This window comes from Mesorhizobium sp. CA13 (genome assembly GCF_020165235.1).
Classification (GTDB): Bacteria; Pseudomonadota; Alphaproteobacteria; order Rhizobiales; family Rhizobiaceae; genus Mesorhizobium.
The window spans coordinates 80,109-99,901 of the sequence record NZ_JAIUHS010000015.1 but is presented as its reverse complement, the minus strand read 5'-3'; the positions used below and the strand labels follow the sequence as shown (position 1 = coordinate 99,901).

Genomic DNA, 19,793 nt, shown 5'->3' with positions numbered 1-19,793 from the left:
TTCGAAACCTACCGGAGCAGGCATGCATTTCAATTTTTCCGAGCTGAAGCCCATCGAGCGCTACAAGCTCCTGTCCTCCACCATCACGCCCCGTCCGATCGCCTGGGTTTCCACCATCAGCGAAACCGGCGAGCGCAACGCCGCGCCGTTCTCCTTCTTCAATGTCTTCGGTGAGGAGCCGCCGGTGGTCGGATTTTCGATCAACGACCGGACGCCGGGTGACCGCAAGGACACCGGCCGTAACGTCCGTGCCACCGGCGAATTTGTCGTCAACCTGGTCGATGAGGACCGGTTGCAAGCGATGAACGCCACAGCCACCGAATACGGCCCAGGCATCGATGAATTCAGCGCCTCGGGGCTGACCTCCAGTCCGTCGCTGTCGATCGGCGCGCCACGCATCGTAGAAAGCCCGGTATCCTTCGAGTGCAAGCTGATGCAGATCGTCGAGCTCGGCCCGTACCGGTCCCTGATCCTCGGCCTCGTGCAAGTCATGCATATCCGAGACGATTTGCTGACCGATCCGGAACGATTCTATGTCGACACCGAGAAGATGCGCATCGTCGGGCGCATGCAGGGTAACGGCTACATCATTTCCGACGACATTTTCGACGTCGCCCGCCTGCTGCCCTGAGCCGGACCACCTTTCAGCTTTTCGATATGGGACGCGGCCGGCAACGCTGCTCGGCTCTTGGGATCATTTGGCTGAAGCCCCGAGATTGAGCCATGGCATCGCCTCCGCTGAGGCTTTCTCATGACTTTCGATCGCCGACAGTTCCGCCAGCGTATCGTCGATAAAATCGTTGCCCTTAAGCAGCCGGTCGCGGTCGGAATCTGAAATTTCGAACGGCACCGTGCCGAGCCGTCGATTCCTGAATTCGCGCCTTTCCAGGTCTACGGTGAAGCGCGCCTCCTGCGGGTTGGCGGCCGCGCGAAGGCATTCTGCCAACACCTCCTCGCTGACGGTCGCGGGAACAATGCCGTTGTTGATGCAGTTCGCCTTGAAAATATCAGCGAACATGGAAGAGATCAGGCAGCGTATGCCGAATGATTTCAGTGCCCAGGGCGCGTGCTCGCGCGACGAACCGGAGCCGAAATTACGCCCCGCGATGATGATCGTCGCCTCGTCGTAGGGTTCCTTGTTGAGTATGAAATCCGGATTCGGCGTGCCGTCCGATCTATAGCGCAGGCTGTGAAACAGGAACGGTGCCATCGCATTGCGATCCGGCTTGCGCAGGAATTGCTGGGGATAGATCAGGTCCGTGTTGACGTCGGACATCGGAAAGGGCGCGGCGATGCCGCTGTGCCTGGAGATCGGTTCCATGTTTGCCTCAGATCAGTTCGCGCACATCTGTCAGGTGGCCCGTGACCGCCGCGGCCGCGGCCATGGCTGGGCTCATGAGATGCGTGCGCGCCCCGCGCCCCTGTCGCCCTTCGAAATTGCGGTTGGATGTCGAAGCGCAGCGTTCGCCGGGCTTCAGCCGCTCGCCGTTCATCGCCAGGCACATCGAGCAGCCGGGCTCGCGCCAGTCGAAACCAGCCTCGATGAATATCCGGTCGAGACCTTCCTGCTCCGCCTGCTCCTTGACCGACCCCGAACCGGGCACGATCCAGGCGCTCGTGCCATCGGCCACCTTGCGCCCCCGCACCACCGCGGCCGCCTCACGCAAATCCTCGATGCGGCCGTTGGTGCATGAGCCGATGAAGACGTGGTCGACGCGGATGTCGGTCAGCGCCTGCCCGGGCTGCAGGCCCATATAGTCGAGCGCGCTCTGGGTGCTGGCCCGCTCGCTCTCGCTATCGCAGGACGACGGATCCGGGACCTTGCCGACGATCGGCAGCGATTGACCGGGATTGGTTCCCCAGGTGACGAAGGGTATCACGTCGGCCCCGGCGATTTCGACATCCGTGTCGAAGATCGCGTCCGGATCGGATTTCAGCGAGCGCCAGCATTCCGCCGCCCGCTCCCACATCTCGCCCGTCGGGGCGTATTTGCGCCCCTCCAGATAGGCAATGGTCTTCTCGTCGGGCGCCACCATGCCGGCGCGCGCGCCGCCCTCGATCGACATGTTGCACAGCGTCATGCGCTGTTCCACGGTCAGCGCCCGAACCGCCTCGCCCTGGTATTCTATGACGTGGCCGGTGCCGCCCGCCACGCCGATCGTGTGCAGGATGGACAGGATCAGGTCCTTCGCCGTGGCGCCGGGGGGCAGTTCGCCCTTCACGTTGACACGCATCGACTTGGACTTGCGCTGCACGATGGTCTGTGTCGCCAGCACATGCTCGACTTCGGAGATGCCGATGCCGAAAGCGAGTGCCCCGAGGGCGCCGTGGGTGGAAGTGTGGCTGTCGCCGCACACCAGCAGCGCCCCAGGTAGCACAAAGCCAAGTTCCGGCCCGATCACGTGGACAATGCCCTGGCGGCGGTTGCCGACCGAATAGACGTCGATGCCGGCCTCCCGGCAATAGGCCTCGATGTCCTGCACCATCTTGCGGGCGTCCTCGTCCTCATAGGCGATCCCATTGACGCGCGGCGTCGTGGGGACGACGTGGTCGGCAACGCCGATGGTCAGGTCGGGGCGATGCACCTTGCGCCCGTGCGTATGCAGGCCTGAAAACGCGTAGGTCGCGACACCATCGTGAACCAGATGCCGATCGACGAACAGAATGGCCCTGTTGTCGCTCAGCGGCTTGACCACATGTGCATCCCAGATTTTTTCATACAGTGTCTTCGCCATGGTGACCTCTTCGCGACGGGGCCTGGCTGCACATGCCGCGGACGCTCGCTGGACAGCGCTCGCGGCTGGACACCAGACGCTCGTCGCCGGCGAGTTCCCCGCACGTTTCAGGCCACCAGCAATCTAAAAGTCGGCTCCGCCGTCTTGAAGGCTCATTTCGACATGCGTCCGTCGCGAACCACGATGCGGATCGCCGAGTCGATCGTGCCAGCCCAATCGCCTCGGCAAATCAGTGGGTTGGCCGGATGCGTTCGCCCTCTCCGTCAGCATGAGGCGCATGGCGCCGGACAGTGCCCCGGTCGGGGCTCACAACCACCTTGAAAGACTGCTCCCAAGGTCAATTCGGGCGCGACTTTTCGATGGGAAATACCACGAAGCTGTCAAACGCCAAGATGATCGAGCAGGCTTTGTTCCTCATCGGCCATCTGGAGTTTCGTCAGTTCCTTCACCATTTTCCCGTTCTCGATCATGTAGTACCTGTCCGCGACCTCGGCCGCGAACTGAAGATTCTGCTCTACGAGGAGGATTGTCAGCCCGGTCGACTTGATATCCCTGATGATCGCGCCGATCGCATCGACCACCACCGGGGCCAGGCCCTCCGTCGGCTCGTCAAGCAGCAGGAACGACGCGCCCATATAAAGAGGGCGCGCTATCGCCAGCATCTGCTTTTCTCCTCCGGAGAGCGATGCCGCCTTTTGTGAGCGCCGGGCTTCCAGGATTGGAAAATGCCGGTAGATCCGCTCGAGCGGCCATCCCATGTTTCCATGTGGCCGACCGATCGTCAGGTTCTCGTAGACGTTCAACGTCGAGAATATGCCGCGATCCTCCGGCACGAAGCCGATCCCCCTTCTGCAGATACGCTCGGGTGAAAGGTCGATGATTTGCGAACCGTCGAAATGGATGCTCCCCGTTCGGCGCGGTATATCGCCGATGATGGATTTCAGCAGAGTGGTCTTGCCGGCGCCGTTGCGACCCACCAGCGTGACGACCTCGCCCGCTTCCACGGACAGTTCGACGCCTTGCAATATATGGCTTTCGCCATAATAGGCATCGAGACTTCTTATCTCCAGCATGCTCAATGGCGTTTTCCCAGGTAGGCCTCGATCACGCGGGAGTCTTTGCGCACCTCGTCATAGCGCCCGCGCGCGAGGAGAGCGCCCTGTTGCAGCACGATGATCTCGTCGGCGACGTGCGCGATGACTCCAAGGTTGTGCTCCACGACGATGATTGTGCGCTCGGCTGACAGCTGAGCGATCAGCTCGGTCGTGCGGGACACGTCCGTGGTCGTCATTCCCGCAGTCGGCTCGTCGAGAAGAAGGATCTTCGGGTGTGCCGCCAGCGATATGGCCAGTTCCAGAGCCCGCTTGCGCCCGTAGGGAAGATCACTCGCCGGCCGCCCGCGCAGAGATGGCGGAATGCCGACCTGATCCAGCAAGGCGTTCGCTTCAGGTCGGTGATTGTCGTGCCAGTTGGCCTTCGCGAAGGCCTTTATGCCTCCATCGGCCCGCTGCTGCACCGACAGGACGACATTGTCGATGACCGTCAAGTTGGGAAAGATGCTTGTAATCTGGAAACTTCGAACGATCCCGCGCCGGGCAAACTGCTCGGAACGAAAAGGCGTCATGTCTTCGCCGTTGAACAGCAGACGGCCACGCCTGGGTCGATAAAAACCGCTCAGGATATTGAACAGGGTCGTCTTGCCGGCGCCGTTCGGCCCGATGATCCCGTAAACCGGCTTCTTCTCGAACTTCAGGCTGAGGTCGTTGATGGCCGTGAAGCCGCCAAAGCTCATTGTGACAGACTGCAGTTCGAGCAGGGGCATGTCCGTCGACCCCACCCCGCGCACGCAGTTACTAACGCCAGCATCAGGCATCCGCCACGTCTCCGGTTGCTACGATGCGGTCCGGTTTTGCCGCCATATCGGATGAAGCGGCGCGGTCGACCGAATGATGCACGAGCTCGCCCAGTATCCCGCGCCGGAACAGGAGCACGACGGCCACGAACAGAAGGCCGAGGAACAGGCTGCCGTTGTCCGTGATCGACGACAATGTGTTGCGCATGAGCAAGACGATGCCGCTGCCGAGAAACGGGCCGAAGATGGTGCCGGCCCCGCCGAGAAGCGTCATCATGATAGACTCGCCCGAGGCGCGCCATCCCACCATTTCAAGCGTGACGAATTGATGGTTGAGGGCATAGAGGGCACCACCGATCGAGCACACCAGGGCCGAAGACACATACGCCTTCACCCTCAAGCCATAGACGCTGTAGCCGACGCTCGTCATGCGCTGCTCGTTCTCGCGGGCGCCGAGAAGCGCAAGGCCGAAAGGCGACTTGAGAAGCCGGAGGATGGCGTAGACCACCACCACTGCGGCGGCCAGGCACACATAATAGAAGACCCGGTCGTTCTTGAGGTCCAAACCCAGCAGGGTCGGGCGAACAAGCCCGTGCAGCCCGTCCTCGCCGCCCGTGTAGTCGGGGAACTGATTGACGACGAAATAGACGATCGACGCGAACGCAAAGGTGATCATGGAGAAATAGATCCCCTTCTTCCTTGCGACGACGAAGCCGAAAAGCAGGCTGACGATCGTACTCAGGACGACACCGCAAAGCAGCGACAGCACCATCGGAACCCCGAACTTGACCATTAGGATCCCAGTGACATAGGCGGAGGTGCCCCAATAGGCGGCCTGTCCGAACGAGAGCAGCCCGCCGAACGCGAACAGCAGATCGAAGCCGAGCGCAAACAGTCCCCACAGAACGATGTCGGTCGCCAGGACCGGATACACCAGCCAGGGAAGCACAAGGGCCGCCGCCAGGGCGATGAGAGCGGCAGGCCGACTAAGGAACACACGCCGGGCGCGCTCCGTCATGGGCGTGTAATGCAGTGCGAAATGCGAAATGTCGATGCCCTGGAAAATCCCGCCGGGGCGCACCAGAAGCACGCCAAGCATGAGGATGTATATGACCGCGGAGGCCGCCGGCGCGTAGAAGATCGCCGCGATGGCCGAGACCAGACCCGACGCAAAGCCCATGATGGCCGATCCGGCGATCGAGCCCATTCCGCCCGCGACGACCACGGCGAAGACGAAATTGATCATCTCCTGTCCCATGAACGGCGACACGTTGCGCATCGGCGCGGAAAGCGCTCCCGCCAGTCCTGCCAGGGCGGAGGCGAAGAAGAACGTGCCGGAAACAAGAAGAGGCACGTTGCCGCCGAAGCATTTGAGGAGATTGGGCCGCTCCGATGCCGCCCGGATCAGCGCGCCCAGGCGCGTCCGCTCAAGCGCGAAATACGTGCCGGCACACAGAACGATCGACACCACGACGACGAAGAGACGGTACTTCGGATACGAGGCGAAGCCGAGGCTCACGGCGCCCTTGAGAAGGTCCGGCACAAGATACGGTGCCGAGGTGACGCCGTAGAATATCCGAACGACGTCCTCGATGATGAGCGACAGACCAAAGGTCAGGATCAGGATGTAGGCGAGATCCAGGCCATAAAGGCGGCGGATGAGCAGACGCTCCATGACCACGCCGAACAATCCGACCAGAACAGCCGAGATAAGAAAGCCCAGCCAAAGCGAAACACCGAGATGCGACCCCAGAATCACCGCGATGATTGCGCCCAGCATGAACATGGCGCCATGCATGAAATTGACGACGCGCATCATGCCGAAGATGATGCTCATTCCCAGGCTCATCAACGCCAGGACGCCTCCCGTCACAAGTCCGTTGAAGAGCAAAATCGCATAATAGGACATTAGCCGGCCTCGGTTGCGTTACGGATGAATGCGCCCCGCCTTCGGCGGTAGGCCGACGGCGGGCCGCATGTCTCTTCCGTTACCAATCGTGCTTGCAGGTGCTTTCTGCTTCCGGGTAATATGCCTCGTCGCCCGGAACCGATCCGACGATGTTGAAAAAGTCGCTGTCCTTCTTGACCTCCGATGCGGGCTTGACTTGGCCGATGAAGGTACGCTTCACCACAAGGTGGTCGCGTTTGCGCATGAGCGCGTCCTTGGTGAACATGTCGCTGAAACCCCGGCCTTCGAGGGCCTCCGTCACCTTGTCGGGATCATCCGTGCCGATTTCCTGGACGGTCTTCAGCACTTGATAAACGGCGGAATAGTTGCCCGCGTGTATGTCACCAGGATAGAAGTTCAGTTTATCGTGGAAACGTTTCGCGAATTTTCGGGTTTCGTCGTCCAGATCCCAATACCAGATCAGAGCGGCGTTCACGCCGGCCCAGGTGTCGGGCCCGAGAGCCTTGACATCGGACAAGTTCAACTGTCCTGGAACGATCTTGATGCCGGCATCCATCAAGCCGAATTCCCGAGCCTGCTTGACCGCGTTGCGCAGATCCTGCCCAGATTCGAGGATGCCGATAGCCTCGGCGCCGGCCGCCTGCGCCTTGAGAAGATAGCTCGAGAAATCATCGTTCGGAAACGGCACCATGTCCACGCCGACGATCTCACCACCATTGTCCTTGACGGCCTTGGAAAATGACTCCAGCAGCGACTTTCCGAAGGCAAAGTCGGCCGTGATAAAATACCACTTCTTTGTGCCGTCCTTGGTCATTTGCTTGACCGGCGCCGACATCGCCGAGGTATCGTACCCGTAGTGCCAGGTGTATTTGCCGCAGGCTTCATTGGTTAGCGCCGTGGTTCCCGGGCTGACAAAGGTCGTCAGAATATGCCTTTCGTTGGCCAGCTTGGCTATGGCGATGGCGGCAGCGGAACTCGACACGTCGGTTATGAGATTCACGCCCTGCGAGTCTATGATTTCGCGCGCCTTGTTAACCGAGAGTGCCGGGTCAAGCTTGTTGTCAACGACGATGACGTTGATCGGCACGCCATTGACCTTTCCGCCGAAGTCGTCGACAGCCATCTTCGCAAATTCGACGTCCCCGGGACCAGATGTCTCCGAATAGACCGAAGAAAGATCGGTCAGCATCAGAATATTGAACTGCTTGCTCTTCATCTGGGCGGACGCCGGGACAATACCAGCGGCAGCGGCAGCCACCAGAAGACCAGCGGCGGCCAATGATTTTATATGCATTTCGACTCCTCCTCCTTGAAGACAGGCATCCCCAGCCGTGAGCCACTCCAGTGGCCACATGTTATTGTCAATCAATTTCTAACGGCAACGAGCGGACTGGGAGAAGTCTCATATGAGCAGCACGTCATCGCGTTTGGAGATGCTTTGATCCCCCGGACTTCGACCTCGCCTCCGCCGTCCCCGGGACCGGGCGGAATGGTGGCGATCGAACTGGACAATGGGCGGCGCGTGTTTGCGCCGACCGGCAGCACCCCGGCCGCGGTGAAGCGGCAACTCGCGGCCAAGCAGAAGGCGTCATGATCATCGTTCCGGCCGGCGTGAAAGTGCATCTGGCATTGGGGCACACCGACATGCAAAAGGAACTGGGTGCCCTCGTGATGCTGATCCAGGAACAGTTGAAGAAAGCCCCGTTCTCGGGCCATCTGTTCGTGTTCCGCGGTGGAACACGTGCGAGGCGCCGCGAACCGGTCGTTGGCTGCTTCAAATCGAATGGCCGCTTCAGTTTCGAAACGAAAGAGCGGCCCGATATCGCCACGTCAATGCCCATGCATGCCTCGCGACATCTTTCATTGGCGCGGCCCAAAGCCTCTATATGGCCGTAGCGGAACAATGGAGACCATTTCCTGCATACCGCTTTTGAACAGTGGAAGGGCATTGAGCACCGAGCGAACCTCGTCCTCCCCTTCGGCCTCCATGAGAAGACAGGCGCCGCCCATGTCGCCGCGATTCCAGATTTGTCGCACGGTGCTTGCCATGAAAAGCCGGCGAACGCCTTCGGCTTCGGCTTCCAGTCTCTCGGGCGTGTAGTCCGCGTCGTTGAAGCTTTCCGTCCGCCGACGTGTCAAGACCATGAACTGCATGTTCTTTCTCCTGTTGATGAAGGCAAGGCTTTCCGGTTTTTCCCGCCGGGTGCTTGATGCCTGTCACGGTCCTCGGCCGGCAACGTCGGCGCCAGAAAGACCGATGTCTTGCAATTGCGAGTCCGTGAGTTCCATCAGCATGCGGCGGCTCCGGCGCCTTTCCATACCGGCTTCGACCCAGACCTGGATCGCCGCGACGCGCGCCATCAGAATCTGTAAATCCTCGACTCCACGCCGCTGCGGTGCACTCCTTGTTTCGGCCCGCTCCAAAGCGGCGCCGTTGACGACTGCGTCCATCGCATTTCTCCTTTTTTCGCGACCGGCCGAACCCGAGGCGAAGGCGGCGGATGAGCCCGCCGCTTTGGGGGTTCGGCGGCCCGAGCCGGTGTCTAGCGGTTGCCGAAAAGGTCCCGGCGATGCTCGACCGCCTGATCCTGCGTGATGGCCGCATTGGAGCCCGCATTGAGCAGTTCGTAGGCTGCACTGTGCGGGATCGAGGACGTGTGGGTGTTGTCGAGCTGTTCCCGGGCAATCGCATTGATGTCGGAACCGCCGACATTCGGGTTCTCGGCGAGCGCGGCGCCAGTGATGGCCAGGAACGCGGCGGTGGCAAGAGCGATCTTTTTCATGGAAATCTCCTAAGGTTGAGTTCTGGACTTGGTTCAAGAACAGGTCCTTGCCCGTTCGCCAAGAAGATGCATCTTGGATCCGCCCAGGATAATCTTCGAATATTGGAAAGGATCATCCGCCGAGAGCGGACAATTGGATCATGAGCAGGCGCGCTGCCTCAGCGCTGACCCCTCCCCGATCGAGGATTTTGCCATGTCGGTGCTGGCAATCGCTCCGGCCCTTGCCCGCATGTGGCCGGCCAGAAGATCAGAAGGCACATCAGCCCGCCGACTTTCCGGCGGGGACGGTGGACTGCTGTTCAGTACTTCAATTCCATCCATCTGCGGTGTTCGGCAAAGCGCTCGGCCAACAGATCGATGAAAGTCCTGACCTTGGCCGAGATATGGTGACGATGCGGATAGAACGCGTTGATCGCGAACTCGACTCCTGAATATTCCTCCAGCACGCGGACAAGGCGCCCGGCGCTCAGGTCGTCGGCCACGAGAAAGGGCGGCGGTATGAATAGACCGCGGCCGTCGAGAGCGAGGCGTCTGAGCGTCTCCTGGCTGTTGGTCAGCAGGTTGCCATCGACGCGGACGGAAACGGGCTCGCCGTCCGGGTCCTCAAAACGCCACTCGTTACCGAAAGGATAGGAGGCATGGCGCATGCAATTGTGGCGTGCGAGGTCATCGGGCCGCCGCGGTGTTCCATGGCGTTCGAAATAGCCGGGTGAACCGCAGACGATGTTGCGCCATGAGGTCAGCCGCCGCACGATCAGGCTCGAGTCGGGAAGCGGCAGCGAACGCACGTCAAGGTCGAAGCCCTCCTCCACCATGTCGACCATTCTTTCGCCGACGGTGAGATCGACCGAAACAGCCGGATGAAGGTCGACGAATTCGGAAACGATCGGTGCCAGAAAACGGATGACGCTCATGCTGGAATGAAGGCGAAGCGTGCCTTGCGGCGTCGCCTGAAGCGCTCCCGCGACGCGGTCCGCCTCCTCCAGATCGGCGAGGATCTGCGAGGAACGCTGATAGTAAGTCTGGCCGATCTCGGTCAGGCTCACCTTGCGGGTGGTGCGGTTGAGAAGGCGGACGCCGAGCCTGTCCTCCAGCGCCTGGACGTGGTTGCTGACCATCGTCGTAGACATATTGAGGCGTCGGGCTGCCGCGGAAAAGCCTCCGCATTCCACAACGCGGCCAAACACCGTCAAGCTTGTGAGCCTATCCATTCTGATTATCCGCTCTTAATGGATGATCCTTCCGTTCTTTCCCCGATTATCACATCAGGCTTGCCGTTGCATCTTCCTTGACGCCAATCGGCCACTCGGGCCGACCGTGAGAGGAGATTCAGATGAACGTAAGCGTCAACCCAGCCATCCTAGAATACTCGGTTGAGGTAAAACCCGCGCCGCGGTCCCGCAAGACGATGATCAAGCGCACCGTTGTCGGGTTGGGTCTGGTGGCGGGCCTGACCGGGGCTGCGCTCTACGGCTATGACTATTGGACGGCCGGGCAGTATCTGCAATCGACCGACGATGCCTATATCAAGGCCGACTATACGGCTGTCGCGCCGAAGATCTCGGGCCACATCGCCGAGGTACTTGTCGAGGACAACACTCACGTCAAGGCGGGCCAGGTTTTGGCCCGCATCGACGACCGCGATTTCAGGACCGCGCTCGATCAAGCGCAAGCCAAGGTCGAAGCAGCCGAAGCGACGCTGCACAATCTCGACGCCCAGATCGGCCTGCAGCAGTCGGTGATCGAACAGCAAAAGGCCAACGTCGCCGCAACCGAGGCGAAGCTCAAATTCGCGCAGCAGGAGGGTGATCGCTATAAAACCTTGCTGAAAAGCGGCTACGGCACCAGCCAACGCGCCCAGCAGGCCGCGGCCTCCCTTAGCGAAAGCGAAGCCCAACTGCAGCGGGATCGCGCCGCACTGGTTGCGGCCCGCAAGGCGATCGACGTGCTCACGACGGAGCGCAGCAAGGCAGAGGCCGAGCGCAACGGCAGCCAGGCCGCCCTGCGTCAGGCGAAACTCAATCTCTCCTACACCACGATCACAGCGCCCGTCGACGGCATCGTCGGGGCCCGTTCGCTTCGCGTCGGTCAGTATGTGCAGGCCGGCACGCTGCTCATGGCGGTGGTGCCGCTGAATGCGATCTATGTCGTGGCCAATTTCAAGGAAACACAGCTCGCTCATGTGCAGAGCGGACAGCCGGTCGAGATCGCCGTCGACGGCTTTCCCGGCGTGGCACTCAAGGGCCGCGTGGACAGTGTGTCGCCGGCCAGCGGTCTCGAGTTCGCGCTGCTGCCCCCGGATAACGCCACCGGCAATTTCACCAAGATCGTGCAGCGCATCCCGGTGAAGATCGCGATCAACGACGGCAGGCTCGCCGGCAAGCTGCGCGCCGGCATGTCGGCGGAACCGACGATCGACACGAAGGCAACCATCCTGGCCCAACGGGGTGAACCGGACAGCGGCCGCCGGATCATCGCCGGCTGGTAACTCGTAGCGGCTGCGCGAGGTTCTCCGGGACCTCGCCTGGTGGCCGCCACGCCAGTGTCTCACGTGCTCTTCGTCAAACAAGGAATTCAGCCGTGCCCGCAACCCTCACCACCAACCCCACGCCTGCGCCAATGGCAGCCAAAGCATCGAGCCTGGCGCCCACCGATGCCTCTTGCGCCTCGCTCAAGACCTGGATCGCCGTCATTGGCTCGACGCTCGGCGCCTTCATGGCGGTCCTCAACATCCAGATCGTCAACGCATCGTTAGCCGACATTCAGGGCGCCATCGGCGCGGGCATCGATGACGGCGGCTGGATATCGACCGCCTATCTGGTGGCCGAGATCGTCGTCATTCCGCTCACCGGCTGGCTGTCGCGGGCCTTTTCCATCCGGGTCTATCTTCTGGCCAATGCAATCCTGTTTCTCGCCTTCTCGGTTGCCTGCGCCTTCGCGCAAAACCTTCAGCAGATGATTGTTCTGCGTGCTTTGCAGGGCTTTTGCGGCGGCGTGCTGATTCCGGTCGCCTTCACCATCACCATAACCCTCCTGCCCAAGGCGAAGCAGCCGATCGGATTTGCCCTGTTCGCGCTGTCGGCGACCTTCGCACCAGCCATCGGGCCGACAATCGGTGGCTATCTCACCGAGAACTGGGGCTGGCAGTTCATCTTCTATGTCAACTTGGTCCCCGGCGCGCTGATGGTCGGCATGCTGTGGATGTCGCTCGAAAGGGCGCCGATGCAGCTCTCGCTGCTGCGCCAGGGCGACTGGGCCGGTATTATCACCATGGCGATCGGGCTCGGCTCCTTGCAGACTGTGCTCGAGGAGGGCAACAAGGACGATTGGTTCGGCTCGCCGTTCATCGTGCGGCTGTCCATGATCGCCCTCGTCAGCCTCTCGCTTTTCCTGTGGATCGAGTTGAGAAGCGAAAGGCCCTTGCTTAACCTCAGACTGTTCGCCCGCTGGAATTTCGGGTTCTCCATCCTGGCCAGCTTTCTGCTCGGAATTGCGCTCTACGGGGCGGTGTTCATCCTGCCCGTCTATCTCGCGCGCATCCAGGGCTACAACGCTCAGCAGATCGGCATGGTGCTGGCCTGGACAGGCCTCCCGCAACTGGTGCTGATCCCGCTGGTGCCGCAGTTGATGAAGCGTTTCGACATGCGCATTATCGTCGCCTTCGGCTTTGCGCTGTTTGCGGCAAGCAATTTCATGAACATCGAAATGACGGCGGCCTACGCGTCGGAGCAGTTCTTTTGGCCGAATGTCGTCCGAGCCGTCGGTCAGGCGCTGGTCATGGTACCCCTGGCTGCGGTCGCTACGGCCGGCATCGAGCAGGAGAATGCCGGCTCTGCCTCCGCATTGTTCAACATGATCCGGAATCTCGGCGGCGCCGTCGGCATCGCCATGCTGCAGACTTTTCTGACCAAGCGCGAGCAGTTCCACTCCAACGTGCTGGTGCAGTCGGTATCGCTGTTCGAAGAGAGTACTCGCGCGCGCATCGAGCATCTGACCCGATACTTCCTGGCCCATGGCGCCGGCGATCGCGCAGCCGCGATGCACAAGGCCGTCATCGCCATCGGACAGATGGTGCGCAAGCAGGCTTACATCATGGCTTTCAGCGACGCCTTCTATCTGCTTGGAGCAGCCCTTGTCGTCGCCTTCTTCGCCACGCTGCTGTTGCGCAACCCGGGCCATATCGAGGCGGGTGGCGCGCACTGAAAGATCGGAAAGGAACGACAATGATCCCGACCTTCGCCAGCGCGGCCTTGCTCATTGCGAGCGGCTTTTGGCGCCGGAGCCGGCGAGGCTCTTGTCCAGGACATGGAAGGCCTTTACCCGGCCTTCACGGACATGGGGCACACCGCCACGCAATTGAGAGCGCACACGAGGCCGCGATGGCGACGGGCGCCATCCGCGAACAGACCATCGAGGAGATCCAGCAGCTTACCTTAGATGCAGGTGGTGCTGCGGCCAGGAATACATTGTCCGCGTCAAGGACATCCTCAACGGCTCCGTCGAGTGGAGGCAGACAAACCGCCGAAGATGATGAGCAAGAGCAGAACAACGGGAAATCGCATTGCTGGCCTTAGCGACTGGAACAATCGGCCGGCGTTTGACCCCGCTCTTGCGTGAAATTCTGATGTGATCGTCACAATCCGGTCGGTGGCAAAGCCGATATGCTGCGCACAATGGCGGACGTCAGGCCACGCTCCTTCAGCGCGACAAGCGCCTCCAGCGTGCCACACGTCGTGGTGACGAAGAGCTTGCTGCGCTCGATGCCGGATGCCGCGATGGCGGCCCCGACCGCAGCCTCGTTCTGATACATCGCGGCCGTGTCGATATGCCGATAGCCGAGTGCGATTGCGCTCTCGACGACGGGCTGGGCATCGACGCCGGGCATGCGCAAGGTGCCGAAGCCAAGGCGCGGAATGGCGACGCCCTGTATGATGATGCTGTCCATGATGATGTCCTTTTCGCGAATGCCTTGCCGGTGGGCGCGCCGGCCTTGCGAGGCGGGTGCGATCCCCCCCTCAGGCGGCGGCCGTGACCCGGCTCTCGACGAGCCCGGCGATGACGCTCTCCAGCGTCGTCGTGCCCTTCACAGACGACAGCCCCTGATCGTGGAATTCGATCCAGCCTTCGTTGAAGCCGTCGAGCATGCGGATGCGCGGCAGCGGGTTGCGGGTGCCTTGGGCTCGGAAGATGGTCTCCCATGTTTCGCGAGGTACGATCTCGACCGAAACCGCGTGCTCCAGCGCGGCGGCGAAGGCGCGAGCAATGTCGTTGGGAGAAACCCGAGCGGGACCTTCCAGTTCGACGACCCGCGTCCCGCTCCAGTTCTCGCGCAGCAGGGCGGCGGCGGTGCAGCCGACGTCCTGTGTCGCGACCATCGGGAATGCCTTGTTCGCCGGTTGCAGGAAGCTGCGCAACACGCCTTCGTCTCGTGCCGCAGGGACATCCCACTGGGCATTCTCTATGAACCAGCCGGGCCGCAGGAAGGTAACCGGCAGGCCGATGCCGCCAAGCGCTTGCTCCAGCAGCGTGCGCTGGGTGAGCAGGTTCTCGTGCGGCGCGTCGGCGCCGATCGTCGACAGGCACACCGCCCTGGCGGGACGTGCCTCGACCAATGCCGCACTCACGGCGTCGATCAACCGCCTTGCTTCGGGAAAGCCCGGCTCTGGGTCAAACTCCGACGGCGGCAGGATGAAGACACCATCGGCGCCTTTGAAGGCTGACGCGAGACTTGCCGCATCGTCCATCTCGGCCAGAGCGACATCGCAGCTCTTGGCCTTCCACTCCACCGCCTTGGTAGCATCGCGCAGGACGGCGCGGACGGGCAGCCCGTCGGCCAGGAGGTTGCGGGCGAGCGCGCCGCCGACTTTGCCGGTGATTCCGGTGATTGCGTACATGATGGTTCTCCAAAAGGATTGATGTGGAGTGCGCGTGTCAGGCGAGGCTCGCGTAGAGCTCCCGCTCGAACGCGCCGTAGAGGGCGACAACCCGCTCGTCGTAGAAGGGCAAGATTTGGGTGAAGAGCGCGCCGGTGACGTGCTTCACCGGGTCAAGCCAAAAGTAGCAGTTGAGCAGGCCGGCCCAGGAAATGCTGCCGGCGGAACGTCCATTCGGACCCGGCTGCGGATTGATGTCGAAGGACAAGCCCCATTTGTGCGGTTGACCGGGGAACTGGTCGAAGCTGCGCGAGAAGGGCGGCTGCGCCGAGCGCATCTCGTGAACGTTCAGCTCACCAATCTGGTTCTGCATCATCATAGCGACCATTTCCGGCCGTAGGATGCGCACGCCGCCCAGTGCGCCGCCGTTCAGCAGCGCCTGCAGGAAGGTCATGTAGTCGCGCGGTGTCGAGAACGCGCCGCCGCCGCCCATGAAGAACTCCGGCCGCTGCGGCATCTCGAAGGGGGCCGGCTCCAGCCCGCCATCGGCACGGCGGTTGTGGAACGTGGCGACGCGCCGCTTCTGCTCCGAGCCGATGAGGAAGCCTGAATCTTTCATGCCGAGTGGCGCGAAGATGTTTTCGCGGAAATAGACTTCCAGCGATTGGCCGGACACCGCCTCCACCAGCTTGCCCACCCAGTCCATGCTGATGCCGTATTCCCAGCGCTCGCCCGGCTCGAATTCGAGCGGTGCGGTGAAGGCGGCGTTCTTGCAGGTCGCGATATCGGGCATGCCCGTCACCTGTTCGTAGCGGGTCAGCGCCTCGCTCCAGATCGAATAGGTGTAGCCGGAGGTGTGCGTCAGCAGGTGGCGTACGTTGATGGCGCGCTTGGCCCGGCGCAGGCGCGGCGTTCCGTCCGCGGCGAAGCCTTCTAGGATTTGCGGCGACACGAGCTCCGGCAGGTATTTGGCTGCGTCATCGCCGAGACCGATGCGGCCTTGCTCGATGAGCTGCATGCAGGCCGTCGTCGTGAAGGCCTTGGTCATCGACAGCAGCCAGAACACCGTGTCGGCGGCCATCGGCGTGCCTGTCTCGACGTTCGCCTTGCCAAAGGCGCCCTCATAGGCGATGCCATTCGGCGTGGCAGCCATGGCGACGACGCCGGCCACATCGTGCCGGGAGACGCCGCCGAGCAGGGCGGCGTCGATCGCGGCGGAGTTGCGCAGCGAAGCCAAGGGTGCCGTCCCGGCCAAGGCGGGGTTGACCGCATCGAGAGCCAGAATGGCCCCCACCATGCTCCCCCGCTGAAGCATGGTCCTGCGTGTGATCGGGTTCATGGCTCATTCCTTTCCGGCTCGTGGGAAGACCGATTTGTCGGCGGTTCACCACTGACGGCGTTGCGATGCCGATGTTCTAAGCCGCGCCATGATGTGATTCACACGCATTATCGTCCGTGCTACATTGACTCAGATTCACTGCGCTTATCATGGAACCCGCCTGACGAGCTGCCGCACCGGCAAAGGGAGATCGCATGGCTTTTGACACCCGGCTGCTGACCGGCGTCGGCGTCCTGGCTGCCGTGACGGAGGCGGGGAATTTTGCCCGCGCGGCGGAAATGCTCGGCTTGACGCCTTCAGGCGTGAGCCGGGCGGTCGCGCGCCTCGAGGCGCGGGTTGGCGTTCGGCTCTTCGACCGCAATCCGCGGGAGGTCAGTCTTACCGAGGAAGGCCGACGGTTTCACGGGCAGGTGATGCCGCTTCTCGCCGGCCTCGACGAGGCGGCCGCCGAGGCCGCAGGCGCGGCGGCAATCGTGCGGGGCCGACTGCGCGTGTCGGTGGACCCGTGGTTTGCGCGGATGGTGCTTGCGTCGAGACTCCAGCAGTTCCTAGTCCGCTATCCTCTGCTGTCGCTCGATTTCTCCACCAGCAACTATCGGGAGGAGATGATGGCGGGCATCGATGTGGCGGTACGGTTCGGCCAACCTGACGAGTCGTCTCTCATCGCACGCAAGCTCCTGGAAACGCCCATTCTGACCGTTGCTGCGCCGGCCTATCTCGAACGGCACGGCACGCCGCGATCGCCGCATGACCTCGTCCATCACGAAGCACTTCTCTTCCGCGATCCGCAGACAGGTCTGCCCTTTCCGTGGGAGTTCCACCGCGACGGGGAAATCGTCGATGTTAAGGTTTCAAGCCGCTTGGTCCTTGATGATCCCTTCGTCGCGGTATCCGCCTGCGCGGCGGGCCAGGGTATTTTCCAGAGCCTCGCGATTGGCTTGGCGCTGTTCGTGGAACGTGGAGAACTCGTACCCATCCTGCCGGAATGGTCGGAGGAACTTTATCCCCTCTACGCCTATCATCCCTCGCGCCATCTGCCACCCGCGAAGGTTCGGGCGTTTCTGGATTTCATCCAGGAGGTCGCCAGGAACCAAGCCTCTCTATGTCGTCAATGAGGCGCAGCGCCACTGATCGAGTACGAGGCGGTCACGACACGGCCCGAGCACCTGAGGCTCCGGCCTCTCGGCGTTGCTAGATGCCGTGGCGGCCGTCTCCGAGCCGGTTCGCGTTCTCTTCCTCTGGCGACCCGCCGTTCGCGACCCGGACGACGACACGGTGCTGGAGGCTGCGGTAAACGGACGGGCGAATGCTATAGTGACGTTCAACTTCCGCGCCTTCGGCAAGGTGGCCGAGCGCTTCGGTGTCATGGTTCTGTCGCCCGGTGAGGCGCTGACACGATTGGAGAGAAAGACATGAGGAGAAGCAATTTCGCACTGCGGCTTCAGCTTCCGCTTCTCGATGAGGCGCGTAAGGCGGCCGACAGCGAGGGCGTGCCGCTCAACCGATTTATTAACGTGGCAGTCGCCGAGAAACTTTCGGCGCTGCGCACGGAAACCTACTTTCAGGAACGCGCTGCCGTGCCAACATCCCCAAGGCGCTGCACTTCTGAAGCAGGCCGGCAAAGGGAAGGCGCCGATCAAAGGTGACGAATTGCCGGAGTAGCACACCCATGAGGTGGAGCGGTATCGCTCGTAGTGGAGCCTTGCCTGCGTCCAAAGCGGCCGTCGGGCCGAAAACTGCCGGTCAAGGCTGGTACAGTACGCGCCACCGCGAAGCGGCTCTGCTGGGTTCTTTGGAAAAAATTACGACCGGACGGCGATTTCCACGGGCAGCGGCGAGCGTTGGTTCTTCAATGAAGCGGCAGCTCGCCGCTTGAAAGGAGTGAACCAATCAACTGAGTGTAATCCCGAACACCATGAAGGCGATTGCCACACCGAAGATCGGGGCGAGCAGCCATCGCGCTTGAACAACACTGTTCTCCATCAGTTTTTCTCCAGCAACTTGTAAACCCGACAACGGCGGCAAACGGCGGCTGTTCCGATTGGGGCCTCAGACAGGTCTATTGCGTGTTGCGGTCAGACTTACGTCCTAGTCGCGTCCGACCGAAGCCCAGGCGTAGGAACTTTTGCAATGGTCCCCGAGTTTGCTGGCGGGCGTGGGAAACGACATTGCTGCGCCATCTTCACAAAGGAGGACGTCATGAGAATGCATCTAAGCGCCGCTGCTGCGGCTTTGTTGCTGCTTGCAGGAATCGGCGCTGCCGCTGCCGAGGACGTGATTATCCAGCCCGAGCAGGAAACAGTCATCAAGGAATACGTGAAGAAGCAGCCTTTGGCTTCGGTGAAGCTTCCCGGCGTAGAACTCAATGTCGGCACCGCTTTACCCGACACCGTCGAGCTCCATGAAGTCCCCAACGTCAAATACCGCTACACAGTGATCGATAACCGGACGGTGGTCGTGGATCCGGGCACCCACAAGATCGTCAAGATCATCCAGTGAACCAAGCACCAGAATCAAAGCCCGCCGCCCATCTTGGCGGCGGGCTGCCAAGACAAAAGGACTATCGATCGATGCCAAGCGGCGGATCTACCCAGTCCAATGCGTTAGGAGTGGGCGTGGCCGACCTTAGGGCCAGAATGCAGGAGGCACAGATCACAGGGGGCGAATTGAAGTCCCTCCAGAAGGTTGCCGCGTTGATGGATGACGGCTCGGGCCGGATCAGCGGCGACGATTTGATTGCCGCCTCCTTCGCCAACGACCTGCCGCACCAGGATGCCGTCGCCGACCAAGCCGACAATCAGCAGACTCTTCGATTCCCACGCCGAAGCAATCAGGGCCGCAGGCGACCTGGTGGCAATGGGAGTTCCTCGCTTAAAGATCGCCGTTATAGGACCTTACAGCGCCGAGTTGGCAAGTTTGGGGATGGTTCCAGCCGCCAGTCTTGGTGCGGCGGTCGGCGGGTTGGCCTGCTTGGGCGCGTTTGTTGCGGGTTACGGAATAGACCCTCAGGCACCAATGCCATCGCCGATAGCTCTGGCCGCCATGGTCTGTGGCAGCATTGCTGGCGGGCTGCTCGGACCGCTGGCGACTGATGCACTGCGGCCGGGTATTGCAACTCTTGTCGAGCGGATCGTCCTGGTGACGGCGCGTGTCAACGATGGGGGAGCTGAAATCGTGCAGGCGGTTCTCGACAGTTGCATCTCCATCGCCGAAGAGTGCGGGAAACCCGCCCCGGCATCCGCCGAGACGGGCTCGTTCCCGTTTCCAGTGCTTGGAATTGGACAATCGACAGAAGTCTAACT

The 19,793-nt window shown here is 61.7% G+C and carries 22 protein-coding genes; 9 read left to right on the top strand and 13 right to left on the bottom strand.

Annotated elements, in window-relative coordinates; genetic code table 11:
* Nucleotides 1–22: 22 nt before the first annotated feature.
* Nucleotides 23–631 (top strand): flavin reductase family protein, encoded by a 609-nt coding sequence (locus tag LB566_RS26410; protein WP_140552968.1) that lies wholly within the window; start codon nt 23–25, stop codon nt 629–631.
* Nucleotides 632–694: 63 nt separating this feature from the next.
* Here LB566_RS26410 and leuD read toward each other — a convergent pair whose 3' ends face one another.
* The 6 genes from leuD to LB566_RS26380 all read right to left on the bottom strand — a co-directional run bounded on the left by leuD (nt 695) and on the right by LB566_RS26380 (nt 7,790).
* Nucleotides 695–1,321: a 3-isopropylmalate dehydratase small subunit gene (gene leuD / locus LB566_RS26405; RefSeq protein WP_224628802.1), complete on the bottom strand. Its 627-nt coding sequence runs from the start codon at nt 1,319–1,321 to the stop codon at nt 695–697.
* 7 nt (nt 1,322–1,328) lie between these two features.
* A complete protein-coding gene (leuC, locus tag LB566_RS26400) occupies nt 1,329–2,735 on the bottom strand; it encodes a 3-isopropylmalate dehydratase large subunit (protein ID WP_224628800.1) in 1,407 nt (468 codons plus the stop codon).
* A 380-nt stretch (nt 2,736–3,115) separates the two neighbouring features.
* A complete protein-coding gene (locus LB566_RS26395) occupies nt 3,116–3,808 on the bottom strand; it encodes an ABC transporter ATP-binding protein (protein WP_140552963.1) in 693 nt (230 codons plus the stop codon).
* A 2-nt stretch (nt 3,809–3,810) separates the two neighbouring features.
* The gene (locus tag LB566_RS26390; protein ID WP_181172622.1) at nt 3,811–4,557 is read right to left on the bottom strand and encodes an ABC transporter ATP-binding protein; all 747 of its coding nucleotides are present in this window, start codon (nt 4,555–4,557) and stop codon (nt 3,811–3,813) included.
* A 43-nt stretch (nt 4,558–4,600) separates the two neighbouring features.
* On the bottom strand, nt 4,601–6,496 hold the full coding sequence (locus tag LB566_RS26385) for an ABC transporter permease (protein WP_224628799.1): 1,896 nt from the start codon (nt 6,494–6,496) through the stop codon (nt 4,601–4,603).
* Nucleotides 6,497–6,575: 79 nt separating this feature from the next.
* Nucleotides 6,576–7,790 carry an ABC transporter substrate-binding protein gene (locus LB566_RS26380; RefSeq protein ID WP_224628797.1) on the bottom strand — a complete coding sequence of 405 codons (1,215 nt, stop codon included), beginning with the start codon at nt 7,788–7,790 and terminating at the stop codon, nt 6,576–6,578.
* A gap of 296 nt (nt 7,791–8,086) precedes the next feature.
* On the opposite strand from LB566_RS26380, the gene tnpB reads away from it, so the two are divergent.
* Nucleotides 8,087–8,392 (top strand): IS66 family insertion sequence element accessory protein TnpB, encoded by a 306-nt coding sequence (gene tnpB, locus LB566_RS26375; protein ID WP_224628794.1) that lies wholly within the window; start codon nt 8,087–8,089, stop codon nt 8,390–8,392.
* Here the strand turns inward: tnpB and LB566_RS26370 are convergent.
* The 4 genes from LB566_RS26370 to LB566_RS26355 all read right to left on the bottom strand — a co-directional run bounded on the left by LB566_RS26370 (nt 8,357) and on the right by LB566_RS26355 (nt 10,490).
* Nucleotides 8,357–8,650, bottom strand: coding sequence for a muconolactone Delta-isomerase family protein (locus LB566_RS26370; protein WP_140553002.1), 294 nt, complete (start codon nt 8,648–8,650; stop codon nt 8,357–8,359). The genes tnpB and LB566_RS26370 overlap by 36 nt on opposite strands.
* Before the next feature lie 63 nt (nt 8,651–8,713).
* On the bottom strand, nt 8,714–8,947 hold the full coding sequence (locus tag LB566_RS26365; protein WP_224628793.1) for a DUF1127 domain-containing protein: 234 nt from the start codon (nt 8,945–8,947) through the stop codon (nt 8,714–8,716).
* 92 nt (nt 8,948–9,039) lie between these two features.
* A complete protein-coding gene (locus LB566_RS26360; RefSeq protein WP_224628791.1) occupies nt 9,040–9,279 on the bottom strand; it encodes a DUF680 domain-containing protein in 240 nt (79 codons plus the stop codon).
* 299 nt (nt 9,280–9,578) lie between these two features.
* Nucleotides 9,579–10,490, bottom strand: coding sequence for a LysR family transcriptional regulator (locus LB566_RS26355; protein ID WP_224628790.1), 912 nt, complete (start codon nt 10,488–10,490; stop codon nt 9,579–9,581).
* A gap of 122 nt (nt 10,491–10,612) precedes the next feature.
* On the opposite strand from LB566_RS26355, the gene LB566_RS26350 reads away from it, so the two are divergent.
* On the top strand, nt 10,613–11,767 hold the full coding sequence (locus tag LB566_RS26350; RefSeq protein WP_224628788.1) for an HlyD family secretion protein: 1,155 nt from the start codon (nt 10,613–10,615) through the stop codon (nt 11,765–11,767).
* Between the two features lie 131 nt (nt 11,768–11,898).
* Nucleotides 11,899–13,482 (top strand): MDR family MFS transporter, encoded by a 1,584-nt coding sequence (locus LB566_RS26345; protein WP_224628883.1) that lies wholly within the window; start codon nt 11,899–11,901, stop codon nt 13,480–13,482.
* Nucleotides 13,483–13,912: 430 nt separating this feature from the next.
* Here the strand turns inward: LB566_RS26345 and LB566_RS26340 are convergent, their stop codons facing one another.
* From LB566_RS26340 to LB566_RS26330, 3 genes are all read right to left on the bottom strand, one after another.
* A complete protein-coding gene (locus LB566_RS26340) occupies nt 13,913–14,224 on the bottom strand; it encodes an aldo/keto reductase (protein WP_224628786.1) in 312 nt (103 codons plus the stop codon).
* Nucleotides 14,225–14,294: 70 nt separating this feature from the next.
* Nucleotides 14,295–15,173: an NmrA family NAD(P)-binding protein gene (locus tag LB566_RS26335; protein WP_140552944.1), complete on the bottom strand. Its 879-nt coding sequence runs from the start codon at nt 15,171–15,173 to the stop codon at nt 14,295–14,297.
* A gap of 37 nt (nt 15,174–15,210) precedes the next feature.
* On the bottom strand, nt 15,211–16,491 hold the full coding sequence (locus LB566_RS26330; RefSeq protein WP_224628783.1) for a serine hydrolase domain-containing protein: 1,281 nt from the start codon (nt 16,489–16,491) through the stop codon (nt 15,211–15,213).
* A 194-nt stretch (nt 16,492–16,685) separates the two neighbouring features.
* Between LB566_RS26330 and LB566_RS26325 the strand changes: the two genes are divergently transcribed.
* From LB566_RS26325 to LB566_RS26300, 5 genes are all read left to right on the top strand, one after another.
* Nucleotides 16,686–17,606: a LysR family transcriptional regulator gene (locus LB566_RS26325; protein WP_224628775.1), complete on the top strand. Its 921-nt coding sequence runs from the start codon at nt 16,686–16,688 to the stop codon at nt 17,604–17,606.
* A gap of 85 nt (nt 17,607–17,691) precedes the next feature.
* Nucleotides 17,692–17,907, top strand: a complete 216-nt coding sequence (locus tag LB566_RS26320) for a putative toxin-antitoxin system toxin component, PIN family (RefSeq protein ID WP_224628773.1) — start codon at nt 17,692–17,694, stop codon at nt 17,905–17,907.
* The gene (locus LB566_RS26315; protein ID WP_210243393.1) at nt 17,904–18,137 is read left to right on the top strand and encodes a hypothetical protein; all 234 of its coding nucleotides are present in this window, start codon (nt 17,904–17,906) and stop codon (nt 18,135–18,137) included. The genes LB566_RS26320 and LB566_RS26315 overlap by 4 nt, the downstream gene beginning before the upstream one ends.
* Nucleotides 18,138–18,690: 553 nt before the next feature.
* On the top strand, nt 18,691–18,990 hold the full coding sequence (locus LB566_RS26310) for a DUF1236 domain-containing protein (RefSeq protein WP_224628770.1): 300 nt from the start codon (nt 18,691–18,693) through the stop codon (nt 18,988–18,990).
* A 273-nt stretch (nt 18,991–19,263) separates the two neighbouring features.
* A complete protein-coding gene (locus LB566_RS26300) occupies nt 19,264–19,791 on the top strand; it encodes a hypothetical protein (RefSeq protein WP_181172620.1) in 528 nt (175 codons plus the stop codon).
* Nucleotides 19,792–19,793: the final 2 nt, after the last annotated feature.